Genomic DNA, 17,179 nt, shown 5'->3' with positions numbered 1-17,179 from the left:
GGAGCCGGTGGTGCTGGCGCCCGAGCCGGTGCACGACGACGTCACCTGGGTCTCCTCCTACGCCGTCAACCCGCTCGACGTGCCGGTGGCCGACAAGGCCGCGCTGCTCGTCGGCTGGACCGACCGGCTGCGCCGCTCCCCCGCCGTCGAGCACGCCTCCGCGCACCTGGCCCAGGTGCAGGAGAACAAGTACTACGCCGACCTCGCCGGCACCCGCACCACCCAGCAGCGGGTCAGGATGATGCCCGGCTTCGAGGCCATGGGCTCCTCGGCCGACGCGTTCGACTCGATGGCGAGCATCGCCCCGCCGGTGGGCCGCGGCTGGGAGTACTGCACGGAGGGCCCCTGGGACGGCGGCTGGGACTGGGACTCCGAGCTCGCCGAGGTGCCCGAGCTGCTGGCCGAGAAGCTCGCCGCGCCGGGCGTCGAGCCCGGCGTGCACGACTTGGTCGTCCACCCCTCCAACCTCTGGCTCACCATCCACGAGTCCATCGGCCACGCCACCGAGCTCGACCGTGCGCTGGGCTACGAGGCCAACTACGCCGGCACCTCCTTCGCCACCCCCGACCTGCTGGGCACGCTGCGCTACGGCTCCCCGGTCATGCACGTCACCGGCGACCGCACCGTCGAGCACGGCCTGGCCACCACCGGGTGGGACGACGAGGGGGTGGAGACCCAGGAGTGGGACATCGTGCGCGACGGGGTGCTCGTCGGCTACCAGCTCGACCGGCCGATGGGGCCGATGCTGCCCGAGCTCAACGGCGGACGCTCCAACGGGTGCGCCTACGCCGACTCCCCCGGGCACATCCCCGTCCAGCGCATGGCCAACGTGTCGCTGCAGCCCGACCCCGAGGGGCCGACGACCGAGGAGCTGATCGGTCGCGTCGAGCGCGGCCTCTACGTCGTCGGCGACAAGTCGTGGTCGATCGACATGCAGCGGTTCAACTTCCAGTTCACCGGCCAGCGCTTCTACCGCATCGTCGACGGCGAGCTCGCAGGTCAGGTCCGCGACGCGGCCTACCAGGCCACGACGACCGACTTCTGGGGGTCGATGGAGGCCGTCGGCGGCCCCGACACCTGGGTGCTCGGCGGCGCCTTCAACTGCGGCAAGGCCCAGCCCGGACAGGTCGCGGCCGTGAGCCACGGCTGCCCCACCGCGCTCTTCCGGGGCGTACGCATCCTCAACACCACCGACGAGGCGGGTCACTGATGTCGAGCACCTCCCCCACTCCCCAGCAGCTCGTCGAGCACGCCCTGGCCCTGTCGGAGGCCGACGACTGCGTCGTGGTCGTCACCGACGCGACCAGCGCCAACCTGCGCTGGGCCACCAACACGCTGACGACCAACGGCGTCATGCACCGCATCTCGGCCACCGTGGTGTCCTTCGCCCGCACCGCCGACGGCGTGGCCGCCGCCCCCGTCTCGGGCAGCGCCGGATCGCTGGAGCAGGTGGCGGCGCTCGTGGCCGCCGCCGACGCCGCCGCCCGGCTGGCCTCGCCCGCCGAGGACGCCGCCGATCTGGTCCCCGAGCGGGTGTCCCCCGACTGGGACGAGGCGCCCGTGCCGACCGACATCGGTGTCTACCGGCTCTTCGCCCCGGCGCTCGGGGAGGCCTTCGGGCGAGCGCGTGCCGAGGACCGCCTGCTCTACGGGTTCGTCAACCACGAGATGACCACCACCTACCTCGGCTCGTCGACCGGGCTCCGGCTGCGCCACGTGCAGCCGACCGGGCACTACGGCTGCACCGGCAAGCCGACCGACCTCTCGCAGAGCGCCTGGGTCGGCGGCGCCACCCGCGACTTCACCGAGGTCGACGCCCTGGAGATGGACGCGACCCTCGCCCGCCGTCTGGGCTGGGGCGCGCGGCGCGTCGACCTCCCCGCCGGGCGCTACGACACGATCCTGCCCCCCGGCTCGGTGGCCGACCTCATGATCGACGCCTACTGGTCGGCCGGTGCACGCGTCGCCCACGAGGGCCAGTCGGTCTACAGCCGCCGCGGCGGCGGCACCCGGATCGGCGAGCAGGTGGCCGCGCGGGGCGTGCGACTGTTCTCCGACCCGGCCCACCCCTCGCTGCCGTGCTCCCCCTTCGAGGTGGCGACCTCCTCGGGCAACGAGTCGTCGGTCTTCGACAACGGCCTGCCGCTGGGACGCACCGACTGGATCCGCGACGGGGAGCTGGTCTCGCTGCTCCAGACGCGTCACTCCGCGGCCATGACCGGGCAGCCGGTCACCCCGGGCATCGACAACCTGGTGCTGGAGGTCGACGGCGCGACCGGCAGCGTCGAGGACCTCGTCGCCGGCACCGAGCGCGGCCTGCTGCTGACGTGTCTGTGGTACATCCGCGAGGTCGACGCCCAGTCGCTGCTGCTCACCGGGCTGACCCGCGACGGCGTCTACCTCGTCGAGGGCGGCGAGATCACCGGGGTGGTCAACAACTTCCGCTTCAACGAGAGCCCGGTGGACCTGCTCGGCCGCTTCAGCCACGCCTCCGCGACCGTGCCCAGCTTCAGCCGGGAGTGGGGCGACGACTACTTCAGCCGCACCGCCACCCCGGCCCTGCGCGTGCCCGACTTCAACATGTCCAGCGTCTCCCAGGCCCTGTGACCGCTCGCGCTCAGGCGAGCGCGCGCGCCTGCTTGCGCAGCCGTGAGCGCGTGCGCGGCCAGGCGTCGAGGAAGGCCGTCTCGAGCTCCTCGGCCCGCGCCTGCTCGCGGGCGTGCAGCACGCCGTAGGTGAACGCGCTCTCCCCCGCCGCCGTGGCGGCGCGCGCGAGGTCGAGCAGGTGCCGCCGGGTGATCTCGGTGTCCTGACGCTCGCCGAGCCGCTGCGTGATCGCCTTGGCGGTCCTCGTCAGTCGCCTGGCCCGCTTGCCCCACGCCGGCTCGAGCACCTCGGCGGCGTAGCGCAGTCGCTTCGCGGCCTTGCGGGCGTCGTGCCAGGCCTCCTCCACCTCGCGGCGCACCTCGACGCTCGCGGGGTCGTCGTCGAACCGCGCCAGCCGGTCGAGACCGTCCACGACGCGCTCGACCGCCCGCTCCGCCCGGGCGACGTCGCGACCGACCCGCGGCACCGCGACCTCCCGGGCGGGCAGCTGGGCCTCCTCGGCCAGGGGCGGGCGCGCCGCAAGCTCCTGCAGCACCGGCCACAGCGCCCGGCAGCGCGGCGAGTCGAGCACCGCGACGACGTCGGCGCGACGACTGGCGCCGTAGGTGGAGCGCAGCCGGCTGCGCACCGGGCCGACGACCTGCTCGGCCGGCAGGTCGACCACCCGCTGGCGCAGCAGGTCGTGGACCACCTCCGCGTCGCGCGCGCCGCCCAGCTCGCCGGCCAGCCAGCGCAGCTCCTCGCGCACCGGCTCGGTGACCTCGCGGTCCAGCAGCGGGCGGTAGGTCGCGAGCGCGGAGCGGATCCGGCGGCACGCCACCCGCGCCTGGTGCACGCCCCGGTCGCCGCCGCGGCGGATCTCGGTCTCGCGGCGCAGCAGCTCCTCGACCTGCTGCTGCAGCCGGAGCTCGACCAGCCGTCCGGCGGGCTTCCCCCGGCCGGGGCGTCCCGGCGCCGTGGCGGCACGGGCGAGGGCCTCGCCGAGCACCACCTCGATCTTGCGGGACACCGCCGCGACCTCGACGCCCAGCTCGGCGAGGTGCTCGTCGGCCGCCTCGAGGAGGTCGGTGCCGGCCGTGACCAGCTCCAGCTCCCACTCCCGCCACACCGTCACCGCCCCGGGTGACGTCTCGCCGGCCAGGCCCGGCCCGGGCGATCCCGTGACCTCGTCGTCGACCAGCTCGGCCAGCACCGCACCATCGGCGTCGAGCAGCTCCTGGGTCGTACGCCGGGTCAGCACGGTGGCGACCACCACGAGCGGCGCCTCGCCCACGCGCGCCGCCACCAGCGTCCGCAGCTGCTGGGGCGGCGTCGTGCCCGTCGTGAGGGGACGCCGCAGCTCGTCGCGCCCCTCGCCGACCGGCAGCTTGAGGTGCCAGCCCGCGTCGGTCCCGCCCGTGCGCCGACGCAGCGAGATGCCCGCCCGCACCAGGCGCAGGTCGGGGGTGTCGACGTAGGCCGCCTCGAGGTCGGTGACGACGGGCGGCCCCACCTGCGCCACCCCGGGCAGCTCGGTCAGGTCGGGCACCGGAGCCTGCGGCGGAGGGGTGTAGGTGCGCTCGATCTCGTGGTGGGCCATGTGCCAGGTCTACCGCACGCGTGGGTGCTGCAGCGCCTGCGGTTCCTGCAGTTCCTCCTACGAGGCCTGCGACGACGAGTTCGTCACCCCGGCCACTGCCACCGTCAGCGGGATCGCGCCCGAGCCGCTGTGCGTGCTGGCGCGTCCGAGGTCGTCACCGTGTCGACCCGTCGCATCCGCTACGTCGCCATCGCACCCCGCCAGGACCTGCTGGTCGACGTCGGCCTGGTGCGCGGCATCGAGCAGCGCACGACAGCGAGCGGGCCCACCGGCCCCGGCGCCGTGATGGTGCCCCAGCGCGCGCAGCGGCTGTGGAGCGCCACCCGCTGAGCCGAACCACTGGCCCACGTCACGAGGCCCGGACCCCAGCGGGGGTCCGGGCCTCGTGCCGTCCTCAGAGCGTCCTCACGGCCCGCACGCGCGGGCGGGGCTCACTCGGCGAAGGCCTCCAGCGGCGGGCAGGAGCACTGCAGGTTGCGGTCGCCGTAGGCCTGGTCGATCCGGCCGACCGGCGGCCAGTACTTGTCGGCGGCGGTGTGCGCCCCGGCCGGGAAGACCGCCAGCTCGCGGGAGTAGGGACGGTCCCACTCCCCACCCAGCACCCGGGCGGTGTGGGGCGCCCCGCGCAGCGGCGACTCCTCGGGCGTCCACTCCCCCGCGGCGACGCGGTCGATCTCGCCGCGGATGGCGATCATCGCGTCGCAGAAGCGGTCGATCTCGGCGAGGTCCTCGGACTCGGTGGGCTCGACCATGAGGGTGCCGGCGACCGGGAACGACATGGTCGGGGCGTGGAAGCCGTAGTCGACCAGCCGCTTGGCCACGTCGTCGACGGTGACGCCGGTGTCCTTGGTGAGCCCGCGCACGTCGAGGATGCACTCGTGGGCGACCAGGTCGCCGTGACCGCGGTAGAGCACCGGGAAGTGCTCGCCGAGCCGCGCGGCGACGTAGTTGGCCGACAGCACCGCTGAGGCGGTGGCCCGGGTCAGGCCCTCGGGGCCCATCATCCGCACGTAGGCCCACGAGATCGGCAGGATCCCGGCCGAGCCGTACGGCGCGGCGCTGATGGGGCCGATCCCCTCGCGCTTGGCCGCCTCGGGGTGCATCGCGTGGGAGGGCAGGTACGGCGCGAGGTGAGCGCGCACGCCCACCGGACCGACGCCGGGCCCGCCGCCGCCGTGGGGGATGCAGAAGGTCTTGTGCAGGTTGAGGTGCGAGACGTCGCCGCCGAACTCGCCCGGCTTGGCGTAGCCCAGGAGCGCGTTGAGGTTGGCGCCGTCGACGTAGACCTGTCCGCCGTGGGCGTGCACGATCTCGCAGAGCTCGCCGATGGTGTCCTCGTAGGCCCCGTGGGTCGAGGGGTAGGTGACCATGATCGCCGCGAGGTCCTCGGCGTGCTTCGCGCAGGCCGCACGCAGGTCGTCGAGGTCGACACCCCCGTCGTCGGCGGCCTTGACCACGACCACCTTCATGCCGGCCATCACCGCGGAGGCGGCGTTGGTGCCGTGGGCCGAGCTGGGGATCAGGCACACGTCGCGCACCGGTGCGCCCTCGGCGGCGCGGGCGCGGTGGTAGCCCCGGATCGCCAGCAGCCCGGCCAGCTCGCCCTGCGAGCCGGCGTTGGGCTGGATGGAGACGCGGTCGTAGCCGGTGACCTCGGCCAGCCACCCCTCCAGCTGCTCGACCATGCGCCGGTAGCCCTCGGCGTCCTCCGCGGGCGCGAACGGGTGGAGGTCGGCGAAGCCGGGCAGCGAGACCGGCTCCATCTCGGTGGTCGCGTTGAGCTTCATGGTGCAGGAGCCCAGCGGGATCATGCCGCGGTCGAGGGCGTAGTCGCGCGCGGAGAGCCGGCGCAGGTAGCGCAGCATCTGGGTCTCGCTGCGGTGGGTGCGGAAGACCTCGTGGGTGAGGTAGTCGCTCGTGCGGCGCAGCGCCTCGGGCAGGGCGTCGCCCGTGGTGGCGTCGAGCGCGTCGAGGTCGGCGCTGACGCCGAAGGCGTCGAGCACGCGGTCGATCGTGGCCCGGGTGGTGCACTCGGAGGTGGAGACGCCCACCGTGTCCTCGTCGACCAGGCGCAGCTGCAGGCCGAGCTCGCGGGCGGCGTGCACGACCTGGGCGGCGCGGCCGGGCGCCGCGACGGTGAGGGTGTCGAAGAAGTCGGCGGTGAGCACGTCGACGCCGCCGTCGGCCAGCGCACGCGCGAGGACCGCGGCGTAGCGGTGGGTGCGGGTCGCGATCGCCCGCAGGCCGTCAGGGCCGTGGTAGACGGCGTACATCGAGGCCACCACGGCCAGCAGCACCTGGGCGGTGCAGATGTTGGAGGTGGCCTTGTCGCGACGGATGTGCTGCTCACGGGTCTGCAGCGCCAGGCGGTAGGCCGGGCGGCCCTCCGCGTCGACCGACACCCCGACGAGGCGACCGGGCAGGTGGCGCTCGAGTCCGGGTGCCACCGACATGTAGCCGGCGTGGGGGCCGCCGTAGAACAGCGGCACACCGAAGCGCTGGGAGGACCCGACGACCACGTCGGCGCCCATCGAGCCCGGGGACTCCAGCACGGTGAGCGCCAGCAGGTCGGCGGCGACGACGGCCAGGCCGCCACGGGCGTGCACGGCCTCGACGAGCGGGCGCGGGTCGCGCACGCGCCCCGACGCGCCGGGGTACTGCACCAGGACGCCGGAGACCGGCTCCTCGCCACCGGGCAGGCCGTGGTCGAGGTCGGCGACGACCACCTCGATGCCCATCGCCTCGGCGCGGGTGCGCACCACGTCGACGGTCTGCGGCAGCGCGTCGGCGTCGACCACGAACGGCCCCGAGGCCTTGCGGTTGCCCCGGCGCACCAGGGTCATCGCCTCGGCCGCCGCGGTGCCCTCGTCGAGGAGGCTGGCGTTGGCGGTGGGCAGGCCGGTCAGGTCGCCGATGACGGTCTGGAAGTTGAGCAGCGCCTCGAGGCGGCCCTGGGAGATCTCGGGCTGGTAGGGCGTGTAGGCGGTGTACCAGCTGGGGTCCTCCAGCACGTTGCGCCGGATGACGGCCGGGGTCAGCGTGGCGTGGTAGCCCAGGCCGATCATCGACTCCCCCGGGCGGTTGGCGCCGGCCAGCTCGCGCAGCTCGCGCGCGGCGACGTCCTCACCCACCGCCGCCGGCAGGTCGAGCGACTCCGGGGTGCGGATGCCCCCCGGCACGGCGGCGTCCATGAGGGCGCCGAGCGAGTCGAAGCCGAGCCGCTCGAGCATCGTGGTGACGTCGGCGGGGCTCAGGCCGATGTGACGGTCGACGAACGGCAGGGCCGCGTCGAGCTCGGCGAGGGTGGGGTGGTCTGACACGTGGCGGCTCCTCGGGGCGTGGTCGTCCGGGTGCCTCCCCCTCTGTCGGGGCGTCGTCGCGCCTCCAGAGTTGCCTCGACCGCGCGGTCCGGGTGCCTGAGAGGTTCCGGGGAGGAATTGCCCCTTCGGCGCCCCGGGCCGGCCAGCGACCCGGAGACTCTCCCGCGCGGGATAGTCAGCGGTGCCACTCTAGCCCCGGCGCAGGCCCGAGCACGACATCGGCCCGTCGCCCCGGGTGGGGCGACGGGCCGTCGTACGTCGGGTCGGCGTCAGCCGATCTTGCGCGCGGCGCGGCGCGCGGCGAGCTCGTCGGAGGCCGACGGGGCCTCCGCGGCGTCATCGCCGGTGCGCTCGCTGGGCAGCTCGGCGAGCGTGCCCTCGATCTCGCGCCACACACCGCCGATGGCGATGCCGAAGACGCCCTGGCCGCCCTGGAGCAGGTCGATGACCTCGTCGTTGCTGGTGCACTCGTAGACCGAGGCGCCGTCGCTCATCAGCGTGACGCGCGTCAGGTCGTCGGTGCCGCGCTCGCGCAGGTGCTGCACCGCGGTGCGGATCTGCTGCAGGGAGATGCCGGCGTCGAGCAGCCGCTTGATGACCTTGAGGATCAGGATGTCGCGGAAGGAGTAGAGCCGCTGGGACCCCGAGCCCTTCGCGCCGCGCACGGTGGGCTCGACCAGGCCGGTGCGGGCCCAGTAGTCGAGCTGGCGGTAGGTGATGCCGGCGGCGTTGCAGGCCGTGGGGCCGCGGTAGCCGGTGTCGCTGGGCAGGGGCGAGACGTCGTCGGTGAAGAGCAGGCCCTGCTCCTCGGCGGCCTCGACGGCCACCTCGGCGGCCAGGGCCGCCTGGGCGTCGACGCCCTTGCTCGTGTCGTGCTCGTTCACACGGTCCTCCGTGGGTCTACTCCGTTAGCGCGTAACACCGGGGAAGGTGGTGAGCTGCGGAGCAACGACACCGGTGGAGTTACAACAGAGACAGTTCAAGGTAGGCCCGCCGCGTGACCCCGTCAAAGACCTCGGGCCCGCGTGTCCTCACCCTCATCCTCTGCTTGAGGGTGAGGGTCTGGCCGGCCCTACGTCGGCTCCTGGCCCGCCTCGAAGTCCTCGGGGGTGACGTGGTCGAGGAACTCGCGGAACTTCTCCACCTCGTCCTCCTGCTCGGCCGGCACGGCCAGACCCGCCTCGTCGAGGACCTCCTCGGCGCAGACGATGCGGGTGCCGGTGCGCAGGGCCAGCGCGATCGAGTCGGAGGGCCGGGCACTGACCTCCGCGCCGCTGCCGAGCACCAGGGTGGCGAAGAAGACGCCGTCCTTGACGTCGGTGATGCGCACCTCCGTCAGCTCGTCGCCGGTGGCCTCCAGCACGTCCTTGAGCAGGTCGTGGGTCAGCGGTCGCGGCGGCACGACGCCCTGCTGGGCGAAGGCGATGGCCGTGGCCTCGACCGCCCCGATCCAGATGGGGAGGTACCGCTCCCCCGTGATCTCGCGCAGCAGCACGATCGGCTGGTTCGAGGGCATCTCGACCCGGACTCCCATGACATCGACTTCGCGCACGTCCTCACCCTACTCCGGGGTGGTGGGCGCCGCCGACGGCCCGGTCAGCGCGACAGGCCGGCCTTGACCAGGGTGGCGTGCAGGCGCACCGAGAGCGCGGCGATCTCGCTGGCGGCGTGCTCGGCCCGGGCCGAGGCCGCGGCGTCGCGACCACGCTGCAGCGGCGCGACGACCTGCTCGACGAGGCCCACCTCGCGGTCCGCGGCGGTCTTGAAGGCGCGCAGGTGCCGCGGCTCGAAGCCGAAGTCGGCCAGCTCGCGCGCCGTGCGGGCGAGCACGAGGGCGTCGGTGTCGTAGAGGCCCGTGCCCGTGCGCGCCACGATCAGCCCGAACTGCTCGAGCTGGCCCAGCAGCTCCTCGGAGATCTCGGCGACCTTCAGCAGCTCGCGCCGCGAGAGCCGCAGGTTGTCCTGGCGGCGGAAGGACTCGGGGCTGGGCAGGCCGTCGGGGGCCAGCGCGACCGTGGGCACCGTCGGCACCACGGTGTCGATCGGCGGCGGCTCCAGGCCGCGGTCGATGGCGTCGAGGTGCTCGCCGATCACCTTCAGCGGGAGGTAGTGGTCGCGCTGCATCCGCAGCACGTAGCGCAGCCGCTCGACGTCGTCGTGGGAGAACTTCCGGTAGCCCGCGGGCGTGCGCTCGGGCTTGATGAGCCCCTTGTCCTCGAGGAACCGGATCTTGGGGATCGTGACGCTCGGGAAGTCGGCGCGCAGCCGCTCGAGGACCTCCCCGATGTTCATCCGCGCCCGGTGCCCCCCGCTGGGTGCCGGGCTGCCGGTGGAGGCCACGCGTCAGCTGCCCTCGTGACCGGAGAAGAACACCAGGCGGTACTTGCCGATCTGCACCTCGTCGCCGTCCTTGAGGAGCACGTGGTCGATGCGGTCGCGGTTGACGTAGGTGCCGTTGAGGCTGCCGACGTCGCTCACGGTGAAGGACGCGCCCTCGCGGTTGAACTCCGCGTGCTTGCGCGACACCGTCACGTCGTCGAGGAAGATCTCGCTCTCGGGGTGGCGCCCGGCGTAGACGACGTCGCTGTCGAGCAGGAAGCGGCTGCCCGAGCCCGGGCCGCGCTGGACCACGAGCAGGGCGTGACCGGTCGGCAGGGCGTCGACGGCCGCGGCGTCGACGGGGTTGAGCTGCCGGTCGGAGGTCTCGACCTTGGCGTCGCCCAGACCGATCTGGATCGTCGCGGTGGACTCCCCGAGCGGCTCCGCGGAGGCCGGGGCGGGCACGTCGGCCGGCGTCACCAGACGCGTGCCGCACTGGGAGCAGAACCGTGCGTCGTCGGGGTTCTGCCGACCGCAGGCTGTGCAGAAAGGCATCTCTTCTCCTCCAGCTGCTGGGCTGTGGTCGAGCGGGTGGGGCGCGGGGTCGGACGGGCACCCGAACCCTCAAGGCTGGCCTGAGGGTGAGTGTCGGCCCGAACCTACCAGCAGGCCGAGCCCGGCCGCTCCCGCTCCACGTGCCCGGTGGGGGCCGCTCAGCCCTCGAGGGTGCCGGTGTAGGCGGTGGCGTCCATGAGGGCGTCGAGCTGGGCGGGGTCGCTGGGCACGACCTCGAAGAGCCAGCCACCGGAGTAGGGGTCGTTGTTGACCAGCTCGGGGGTCGCGTCGAGCTGCTCGTTGCGTGCGACCACCTCGCCGGTCACCGGCGCGTAGATGTCGCTGACCGACTTCGTCGACTCCAGCTCGCCGCACGTCGTGCCGGCCTCGAGGGTGTCGCCCACCTCGGGCAGCGAGACGTAGACGATGTCGCCGAGGGCGTCCTGGGCGAAGTGGGTGATGCCGATGCGGACGGAGCCGTCGTGCTCACCGGGCTGGCGCAGCCACTCGTGCTCGGCGGTGTACAGCAGGTCGTCGGGGTACACGGTCTCTCCTCCGGTCGGGGTCACGGAAGGCTACTGCCCGTCCGCGGGGGCGGCGTACTCAGGTTGGGTGCTCTCGGCGACGCTCTCGATGTCGAGGGAGGTCAGCTCGGTGACCTCGACCTCGATCCCCGACTCCTCGAGCTGGAGCCGGGGGCCGGAGAAGAAGTCGACGGCGCCCGACAGCGTGGCCGGCGCGCCGATGACGTCGAGCACGTAGGGCGCCTCCAGGAGCTCCCCGTCGACCACGATGCCCCCGGTCGCGTCGGCGAACGAGCTCTGCGCGACCAGCCGGACCCGTCCGTTGAGCTGCATCGCCTCGGCGTCGGCCGTGCGGAGGTCCTGGACCATCGCGACCAGGGCCTGCGCACCGACCGTCCCGGTGACCTCGCTGAGGGTGATCCGCACGCCCGGCCCGGTCACGGGGACGGTGCCGGCCAGGATGCTCAGGGTGTCGGCCTCGCTGCGCGCCTGCGCCAGCGCCGCGGCCTCCGCGGAGGTGTCGGAGGCGAGGTCGTCGCGGGTCCGCTCGAGCCGGGTGATCTCCGACTGCGCCCGCTGGGAGGCGCCCGCGAGGCCGCTGAGCACGTCGATGAGGTCCTGCTCCCGGTAGCCCGCGAACGAGTCGTCGACCTCGTTGCTGCGCACCTGGGTCACGCCGGCGAAGCCCACGAGGGCCAGCAGCACCGCCACGACGGCCTGGCCGCGCGTGGGCTTGAGCAGCGCGCGCACGAGACGGTCACGGCCCGGCTCGGCCGGCCGCTGTCGCGCGGGCCGCTGCGCGGTCGGGGGCGCCTGCGGCTCATCCGGCGGTCGCGGGGCCTGCGGCTGCCCCGGCGCCTGCGGCGTGGGCTCAGGCATGGAAGAGGTGGCGGCGGATCGCCGCGACGTTGGAGAAGATCCGGATGCCGAGGACCACGATCACACCCGTGGACAGCTGTCCCCCGACCCCGAGCTTGTCGCCGAGGTAGACGATCGCGGCGGCGATGACGACGTTGGAGACGAAGGAGACCACGAAGACCTTGTCGTCGAAGATCCCGTCGAGGTAGGCCCTCAGGCCGCCGAAGACGGCGTCGAGCGCGGCGACCACCGCGATGGGCAGGTAGGGCTCCAGCGACAGGGGAACGTCGGGCTGGAAGGCGAGGCCGAGCACGATGCCGACCAGCAGTCCGAGCGCTGCGATCACTGCACGTTCTCCTCTCCCCTGGGTGGGCCGGGCGGGGTCACGACGAGCTCCTCGACGCTGCGCAGGGGGCGGGGACGCGCGGCCGGGAGGGTCATCGAGGAGACATTCTGCCTCTCGACGCCGAAGCCGTACTGGGCGGCCACCTGCGCGAAGAGTGCGCCCGACGCGGTCTCGGCCAGATCGGCCTGCAGCGTGCGGCTGTCACCGATGGCGGAGACGACGTAGGGCGGGCGCAGGTCACGTCCCTCGATGGCCACCGTCGTGCCCGACAGCAGGATGGACGACAGCACGGTCAGCCGGTTGCCGTTGATCGACACCGCCTCGGCGCCCGCCTGCCACAGGCCGTTGACCAGCAGGCGCAGGTCGCGGTCCTCCACCAGCACCCCGCCGGTCGCGGGGTCGGACACCGTGATGCGGACGCCCTCGCCCTCGACCGCTCCGTAGCCGGTGCGAGCGGCCAGACGGCGCTCGCGCGCCTCCTCCGTGACCCGGTCGGCGCGCAGCGCGGCCGTGGTCGCCTCGGCGGCCGCGATCCGGTCGCCGAGGCGGCTGATGCGCTCCTGCTGGTCGGCGATGCCGGCCCGCGCCGTGAGGACCTGGTCGATGAGCGTGCTGCGGCCGGCCTGGTCGACGTCGGCGTTGCGCGAGGTCTGCAGGGCCGCGGTGGCCACCATGATCCCGAAGACCGCGACCACCACGGCCGCCGTGCGGTGGCCTCCGCCCCGGCGCGTCGGCGGAGTCTCGGGCTCCGCGCCGAGCGAGGCGGCGCGACGATGCTCGGCGCGACGCTCCGCGACGTGGAGGTAGTCCTCGTCGAGCGACTGCTGGGTGATGAGCGTCAGCAACGGCATCGTGACCCGGGCCGGGAGCTGCTCGGGGTGCCGCGACTCCTCCGGGGTCGTCGGCGCCGGGGGACGCTGCCGGCTAGCCACCGCTCACCCGGTCCGACTCGGCGGTGGTCCCGGGCGTCGTCCCGGAGGTCGTCCCGGGCGTGGCTGCCCCGGCCGCGCCCGTGGTCCGCGGACCGGGGGCTCGAGCCGGTCGCGGCCGACGACGCGGACGCGGCTCCGTGGTGGCGAGCAGCCGTCGGACCTGCCAGGCGTAGAGGATGCCGGCCCACCAGTAGAGCCCGATGCCCCAGACCGCGAAGGCCCAGCCGAAGACCTCGGCCAGCCTCGCCACGGTGCCGTCGCCGTCGCCGAGCAGCAGCAGCGGGAAGGCGTAGAGCAGGTTGAAGGTGGCGGCCTTGCCCAGGAAGTGCACCGGCAGCGCGCTGTAGCCCCGGGTGCGCAGCAGCGGCACCAGGCCCCACATGAGCGCGTCGCGCAGCGGCAGCGAGACCGCCATCCACCACGGGATGACGTCGCGCAGGGCCAGCCCGACCACGACGGCGAGGATGTAGAGCCGGTCGGCCACGGGGTCGAGCACCTGCCCCAGCACCGAGGTCTGGCCCAGGCGGCGGGCGAGCCACCCGTCGAGCCAGTCGGTCACGCCGGAGACCATGAGCAGGGCCAGGGCCCAGCCGTCGGCCTCGGGGCCGAGCACCAGCCACAGGAACACCGGCACCCCTGCCAGGCGCACGGCGCTCAGCAGGTTGGGGACCGTCCACACGCCGTGGTCGGGCGTCGGGGCGTCGGACACTGCGGCCTGCTCTTCTCCGTGACGGACGGGCACCCGGGCGGGGCCCGGAGGCCGGCTCGGTGCACGTGAGCCGGCGGCCTCACCATAGCCGTCGCGCGCCGCCCCCGACCGCGACGCCCCGCGACCGACGCCGCCGGAAGGCGGGTCCGGTCGGCCCCGATCGGCGCGGCGGTCTAGCCCGATGTGACCAGGCCGGTCGGCCCACGCGGGGGCGGCCCGGGCCGGGCGGCCCGCACTAGCCTGGGCGAGCGCCGCCCGGCGCCATGGGGCTCGACCGGGCGGCGCTGTCACGTGCGGGGAGAGGGGGCGTACCCCAGGTCGGGTATCTGTGCGTCCGACCGCGGCCGACCCCTCAGGCCCCACGACCCCCCTGCCGATGAGGCTGGTCCCCCCGCACCACGGCCCGACTCCCCGGTCGGCCGGCTCGGCCCCTCCCCCCTCGGACCTGGAGTACCCCCGTGCCCGACGTGTCCCCCCGCACCGCACCGTCCACCACGACCGCTACCACGACCGCCACCACGCGACGCAGCGTCCTGCGCGCCGGCGCCACCGCGGCCGGCGCGGCAGGGGTCGGCGCGACCGTGCTCGCCGCGCCCGGACGCACCGAGGCGGCTCCGGCGTACCGCCCGGCGCGCTTCGCCGGCGACACCCCCCTCCTCGGGGCCCGCGACCGTCACCTCGTCATGCGCTTCAGCTACGGCCTGACCCCCGCGCTCGCGCGGCAGGTCCGCAGGGCCGGTGGCGGGCGGGCGTGGTTCGAGCAGCAGCTCGACGTCGACTCGGTCACCGACGGCGCCGGAGCCTTCGCCTCGTGGTGGCCCGGGCTGGGACGCACGCCCTCGGAGCTGTGGCAGCGCCACGTCGGCGAGGTCGAGGGCGGCTGGGAGGTGATGGACGACTACCAGCGCTGGCTGCTGCTGCGCCGCATGCACACCGGCCGTCAGGTGCACGAGGTGATGACGGAGTTCTGGGAGAACCACCTCAACGTGCCGGTCAACGGCGACGCCGTCTTCACCTGGCGCGCCGACTACGGCGACACCGTCCGGCGGCACGCCCTGGGTCGCTTCGACGAGCTGCTGCAGGACGCTGTCGTGCACCCCGCGATGCTGCTCTACCTCGACGGCGCCATCTCGACCGCCGAGCACCCCAACGAGAACCTCGGCCGCGAGCTCCTCGAGCTCCACACCGTCGGGCGCGGCCAGTACGACGAGGACGACGTCAAGGCCTCCGCGCGCATCCTCACCGGCTGGTGGGTGGACATGTGGCGCACCTGGGCCGCCTCCTACGAGCCGCGCCACCACGCCGTCGGGCCCGTCAGCGTCATGGACTTCAGCCACCCCAACGCCGACCGCGACGGCCGGGCCGTCACCCGTGCCTACCTCACCCACCTCGCCCACCACCCGGCGACCGCGGCCAGGATCGCCCGCAAGCTGGCGGTGAAGTTCGTCAGCGACGACCCGCCGCAGGCGCTGGTCGACGAGCTGGCCCGGGTCTACCTCGCCTCCGACACCGCCATCGTGCCCGTGCTGCGCGCCCTCGTCGCCTCCGAGGCCTTCGCCGGCTCCGCCGGGGCCAAGGTGAGGGACCCCGGCGAGGACGTCGTGGCGACCTACCGCGCCCTGCGGGTGAAGGTCAGCGAGCCTCCCCAGGGTCGCGCCGGTGACTCGTGGGGCGCCAACGCCGTGCTCTGGCAGTGCTCCGACCTCGGCAGCACGCCCATGTCCTGGCCCCGACCCGACGGGGCGCCGCTCGACAACGACTCGTGGTCCTCCTCCTCGCGGGTCGTGGCCTCCTTCGGCCTGCACTACGCGATGAGCGGGGGCTGGTGGCCCCGCGACGGCATGCGCTATCGCACGCCTCGGCAGTGGCTGCCGAAGGCCTCGATCCGCTTCGACCTGCTGGTCGACCACCTCGCCCAGGAGCTGCTCGGCGTGCACTCCACCGCCGAGCTGCTGCAGGCCTGCTGCGAGGCCTGCGACGTCCGCCCGGGCGAGCGGATCACCCGCGAGCACCGCCTGGTGAAGTGGGCCTTCCAGCGCCTGCTCACCACCTTCCTCGACTCCCCGCTGCACATGACCCGGTGACGGTGACCCCATGACGACCTCTCCCCTCCCCGCCGGACCGCGCGCCGTCGCACCGGCCGGCTCCCCCTGCTGCGCCGAGTACGCCGGCCTGAGCCGCCGCGGCCTGTTCCGGGGGCTCGCGCTCGCCGGTGCCACCACCGCGATCGGCTCGGCCGTGGTGACCGCCTCGCCCGCACGGGCCGCGAGCGCCTCCTCGGTCCTGGTGGTGGTGTCGCTGCGCGGCGCCGCCGACGGGCTGTCCCTGGTGGTGCCCCACGGCGACCCGGCCTACTACCGGGCCCGCCCGCGCATCGCCGTGCCCTCCGAGAGCCTGCTGGCCAAGGACGCGATGTTCGGGCTGCACCCCCAGCTCTCGCCGCTGCTGCCGCTGTGGACCTCGGGGCGCCTGGCCGCGATCCAGGCCACGGGGCTGCCGGTGGCCAACCGCTCCCACTTCTCGGCGATGGAGGAGCTCGAGGACGCCGCCCCCGGCTCGACCGCCCGCGTGGGCTGGCTCAACCGGCTCATCGGCGGTGACGCCGACGCCTCCCCGCTCGAGGGCCTCCACGTCGGGCTGGGGGTCGTGCCGACCTCGCTCTACGGCGGGGCGGCCGTCTTCGCGGTCAAGGACGTCGACTCGGTGGAGATCCCCGGCGCCGACCAGTACGACACCACCGGCGGCCGTCCGCGTTCGCTGCGCACGCTGTGGGGCGGCGACACCAGCCCGCTGGGGCGCGGGGTGCGCGCGACCTTCGACTCCGTGCAGGGCTTCGCGCCGGTGCAACGCGCCGTCGACCGGCGCGGGCGCTACCCCTCGACCGACCTCGGTCGCGCCCTCGCCGACGTGGCGCGGGTCGTGCGTGGCGACGTCGGGGTCGAGGTCGTCACCGTCGACCAGGGCGACTGGGACATGCACACCAACCTCGGCACGCTGGAGTGGGGCGACATGCGCCGCAACGCCGCCGACCTCGCCGGGTCCGTCGCCGCCTTCTTCGACGACCTCGGCGCCGCGGGCGACAAGGTCACGATGGTCGTGCTCAGCGAGTTCGGCCGCCGGGTGGTGGAGAACAGCAACCAGGGCCTCGACCACGGCTACGGCAACGTCATGCTCGTCGCCGGCGCGGGGGTGAGGGGCGGGCGCTACTACGGCCGCTGGCCCGGCCTCGACACGACCCTCGACGCCGACCTGCTGGTCACCACCGACTACCGCCAGGTGCTGGGCGAGGTGGTCGCGAGCCGGTTCGCCGACGCCTCGGTGGCCCGCGTCTTCCCGGGGCTGTCCTACGACCCCGTGGGGTTCATGCGCACCGCCTGAACCGGCCGGGCCGGCTCGGGCGCGTCGGGTCGGGTCGAATCGGGTCGGCTCG

Annotated in this window: 15 protein-coding genes, 1 pseudogene and 1 riboswitch; of the genes and pseudogenes, 5 read left to right on the top strand and 11 right to left on the bottom strand. The window is 74.1% G+C overall.

Annotation, left to right across the window (positions count from 1 at the left end; all coding sequences use genetic code 11):
• Positions 1-1,210, top strand: a 1,210-nt coding sequence (locus tag LPA27_RS13450) for a TldD/PmbA family protein (RefSeq protein WP_228942761.1), incomplete at its 5' end; no start/stop codon positions are given.
• Complete coding sequence (locus tag LPA27_RS13445; protein WP_228942760.1) at positions 1,210-2,607, top strand: metallopeptidase TldD-related protein; 1,398 nt, start codon at positions 1,210-1,212, stop codon at positions 2,605-2,607. The genes LPA27_RS13450 and LPA27_RS13445, both read left to right, overlap by 1 nt.
• A 10-nt stretch (positions 2,608-2,617) precedes the next feature.
• Here LPA27_RS13445 and LPA27_RS13440 read toward each other — a convergent pair whose 3' ends face one another.
• Positions 2,618-4,186 (bottom strand): CYTH and CHAD domain-containing protein, encoded by a 1,569-nt coding sequence (locus tag LPA27_RS13440; RefSeq protein ID WP_228942759.1) that lies wholly within the window; start codon positions 4,184-4,186, stop codon positions 2,618-2,620.
• A 159-nt stretch (positions 4,187-4,345) separates the two neighbouring features.
• Between LPA27_RS13440 and LPA27_RS13435 the strand changes: the two genes are divergently transcribed.
• Complete coding sequence (locus LPA27_RS13435) at positions 4,346-4,516, top strand: hypothetical protein (RefSeq protein ID WP_228942758.1); 171 nt, start codon at positions 4,346-4,348, stop codon at positions 4,514-4,516.
• A gap of 101 nt (positions 4,517-4,617) precedes the next feature.
• On the opposite strand, the gene gcvP is transcribed toward LPA27_RS13435, so the two are convergent.
• From gcvP to LPA27_RS13385, 10 genes and pseudogenes are all read right to left on the bottom strand, one after another.
• Positions 4,618-7,506: an aminomethyl-transferring glycine dehydrogenase gene (gene gcvP, locus LPA27_RS13430; RefSeq protein WP_228942757.1), complete on the bottom strand. Its 2,889-nt coding sequence runs from the start codon at positions 7,504-7,506 to the stop codon at positions 4,618-4,620.
• 74 nt (positions 7,507-7,580) lie between these two features.
• Positions 7,581-7,681: riboswitch (glycine riboswitch) on the bottom strand.
• 94 nt (positions 7,682-7,775) lie between these two features.
• On the bottom strand, positions 7,776-8,390 hold the full coding sequence (locus LPA27_RS13425; protein WP_056864480.1) for a MerR family transcriptional regulator: 615 nt from the start codon (positions 8,388-8,390) through the stop codon (positions 7,776-7,778).
• Positions 8,391-8,578: 188 nt separating this feature from the next.
• On the bottom strand, positions 8,579-9,058 hold the full coding sequence (locus tag LPA27_RS13420) for a bifunctional nuclease family protein (RefSeq protein WP_056864481.1): 480 nt from the start codon (positions 9,056-9,058) through the stop codon (positions 8,579-8,581).
• Positions 9,059-9,102: 44 nt separating this feature from the next.
• On the bottom strand, positions 9,103-9,798 hold the full coding sequence (locus LPA27_RS13415; protein ID WP_056864701.1) for a MerR family transcriptional regulator: 696 nt from the start codon (positions 9,796-9,798) through the stop codon (positions 9,103-9,105).
• A 51-nt stretch (positions 9,799-9,849) separates the two neighbouring features.
• Positions 9,850-10,380, bottom strand: coding sequence for an FHA domain-containing protein (locus LPA27_RS13410; RefSeq protein WP_056864482.1), 531 nt, complete (start codon positions 10,378-10,380; stop codon positions 9,850-9,852).
• A 158-nt stretch (positions 10,381-10,538) separates the two neighbouring features.
• The gene (gene gcvH, locus LPA27_RS13405; RefSeq protein WP_056864483.1) at positions 10,539-10,925 is read right to left on the bottom strand and encodes a glycine cleavage system protein GcvH; all 387 of its coding nucleotides are present in this window, start codon (positions 10,923-10,925) and stop codon (positions 10,539-10,541) included.
• A 30-nt stretch (positions 10,926-10,955) separates the two neighbouring features.
• A complete protein-coding gene (locus LPA27_RS13400; protein WP_228942756.1) occupies positions 10,956-11,654 on the bottom strand; it encodes a DUF881 domain-containing protein in 699 nt (232 codons plus the stop codon).
• A 121-nt stretch (positions 11,655-11,775) separates the two neighbouring features.
• Positions 11,776-12,108: a small basic family protein gene (locus LPA27_RS13395; RefSeq protein ID WP_056864484.1), complete on the bottom strand. Its 333-nt coding sequence runs from the start codon at positions 12,106-12,108 to the stop codon at positions 11,776-11,778.
• A complete protein-coding gene (locus LPA27_RS13390; RefSeq protein ID WP_228942755.1) occupies positions 12,105-13,040 on the bottom strand; it encodes a DUF881 domain-containing protein in 936 nt (311 codons plus the stop codon). Before LPA27_RS13390 ends, LPA27_RS13395 begins: the two co-directional genes overlap by 4 nt.
• 139 nt (positions 13,041-13,179) lie before the next feature.
• A pseudogene (locus tag LPA27_RS13385) lies at positions 13,180-13,749 on the bottom strand (CDP-alcohol phosphatidyltransferase family protein); the annotation flags it as partial.
• A 458-nt stretch (positions 13,750-14,207) separates the two neighbouring features.
• Between LPA27_RS13385 and LPA27_RS13380 the strand changes: the two are divergent.
• Positions 14,208-15,833 carry a DUF1800 domain-containing protein gene (locus LPA27_RS13380; protein WP_228942753.1) on the top strand — a complete coding sequence of 542 codons (1,626 nt, stop codon included), beginning with the start codon at positions 14,208-14,210 and terminating at the stop codon, positions 15,831-15,833.
• A gap of 10 nt (positions 15,834-15,843) precedes the next feature.
• Complete coding sequence (locus LPA27_RS13375) at positions 15,844-17,127, top strand: DUF1501 domain-containing protein (RefSeq protein ID WP_228942752.1); 1,284 nt, start codon at positions 15,844-15,846, stop codon at positions 17,125-17,127.
• Positions 17,128-17,179 lie beyond the last annotated feature (52 nt).

Source organism: Nocardioides sp. Leaf374 (assembly GCF_916862475.1).
Taxonomy (GTDB): domain Bacteria; phylum Actinomycetota; class Actinomycetes; order Propionibacteriales; family Nocardioidaceae; genus Nocardioides; species Nocardioides kribbensis.
The sequence above is the reverse complement of the archived record's forward strand: the minus strand, read 5'-3'. Positions and strand labels throughout refer to the sequence as shown.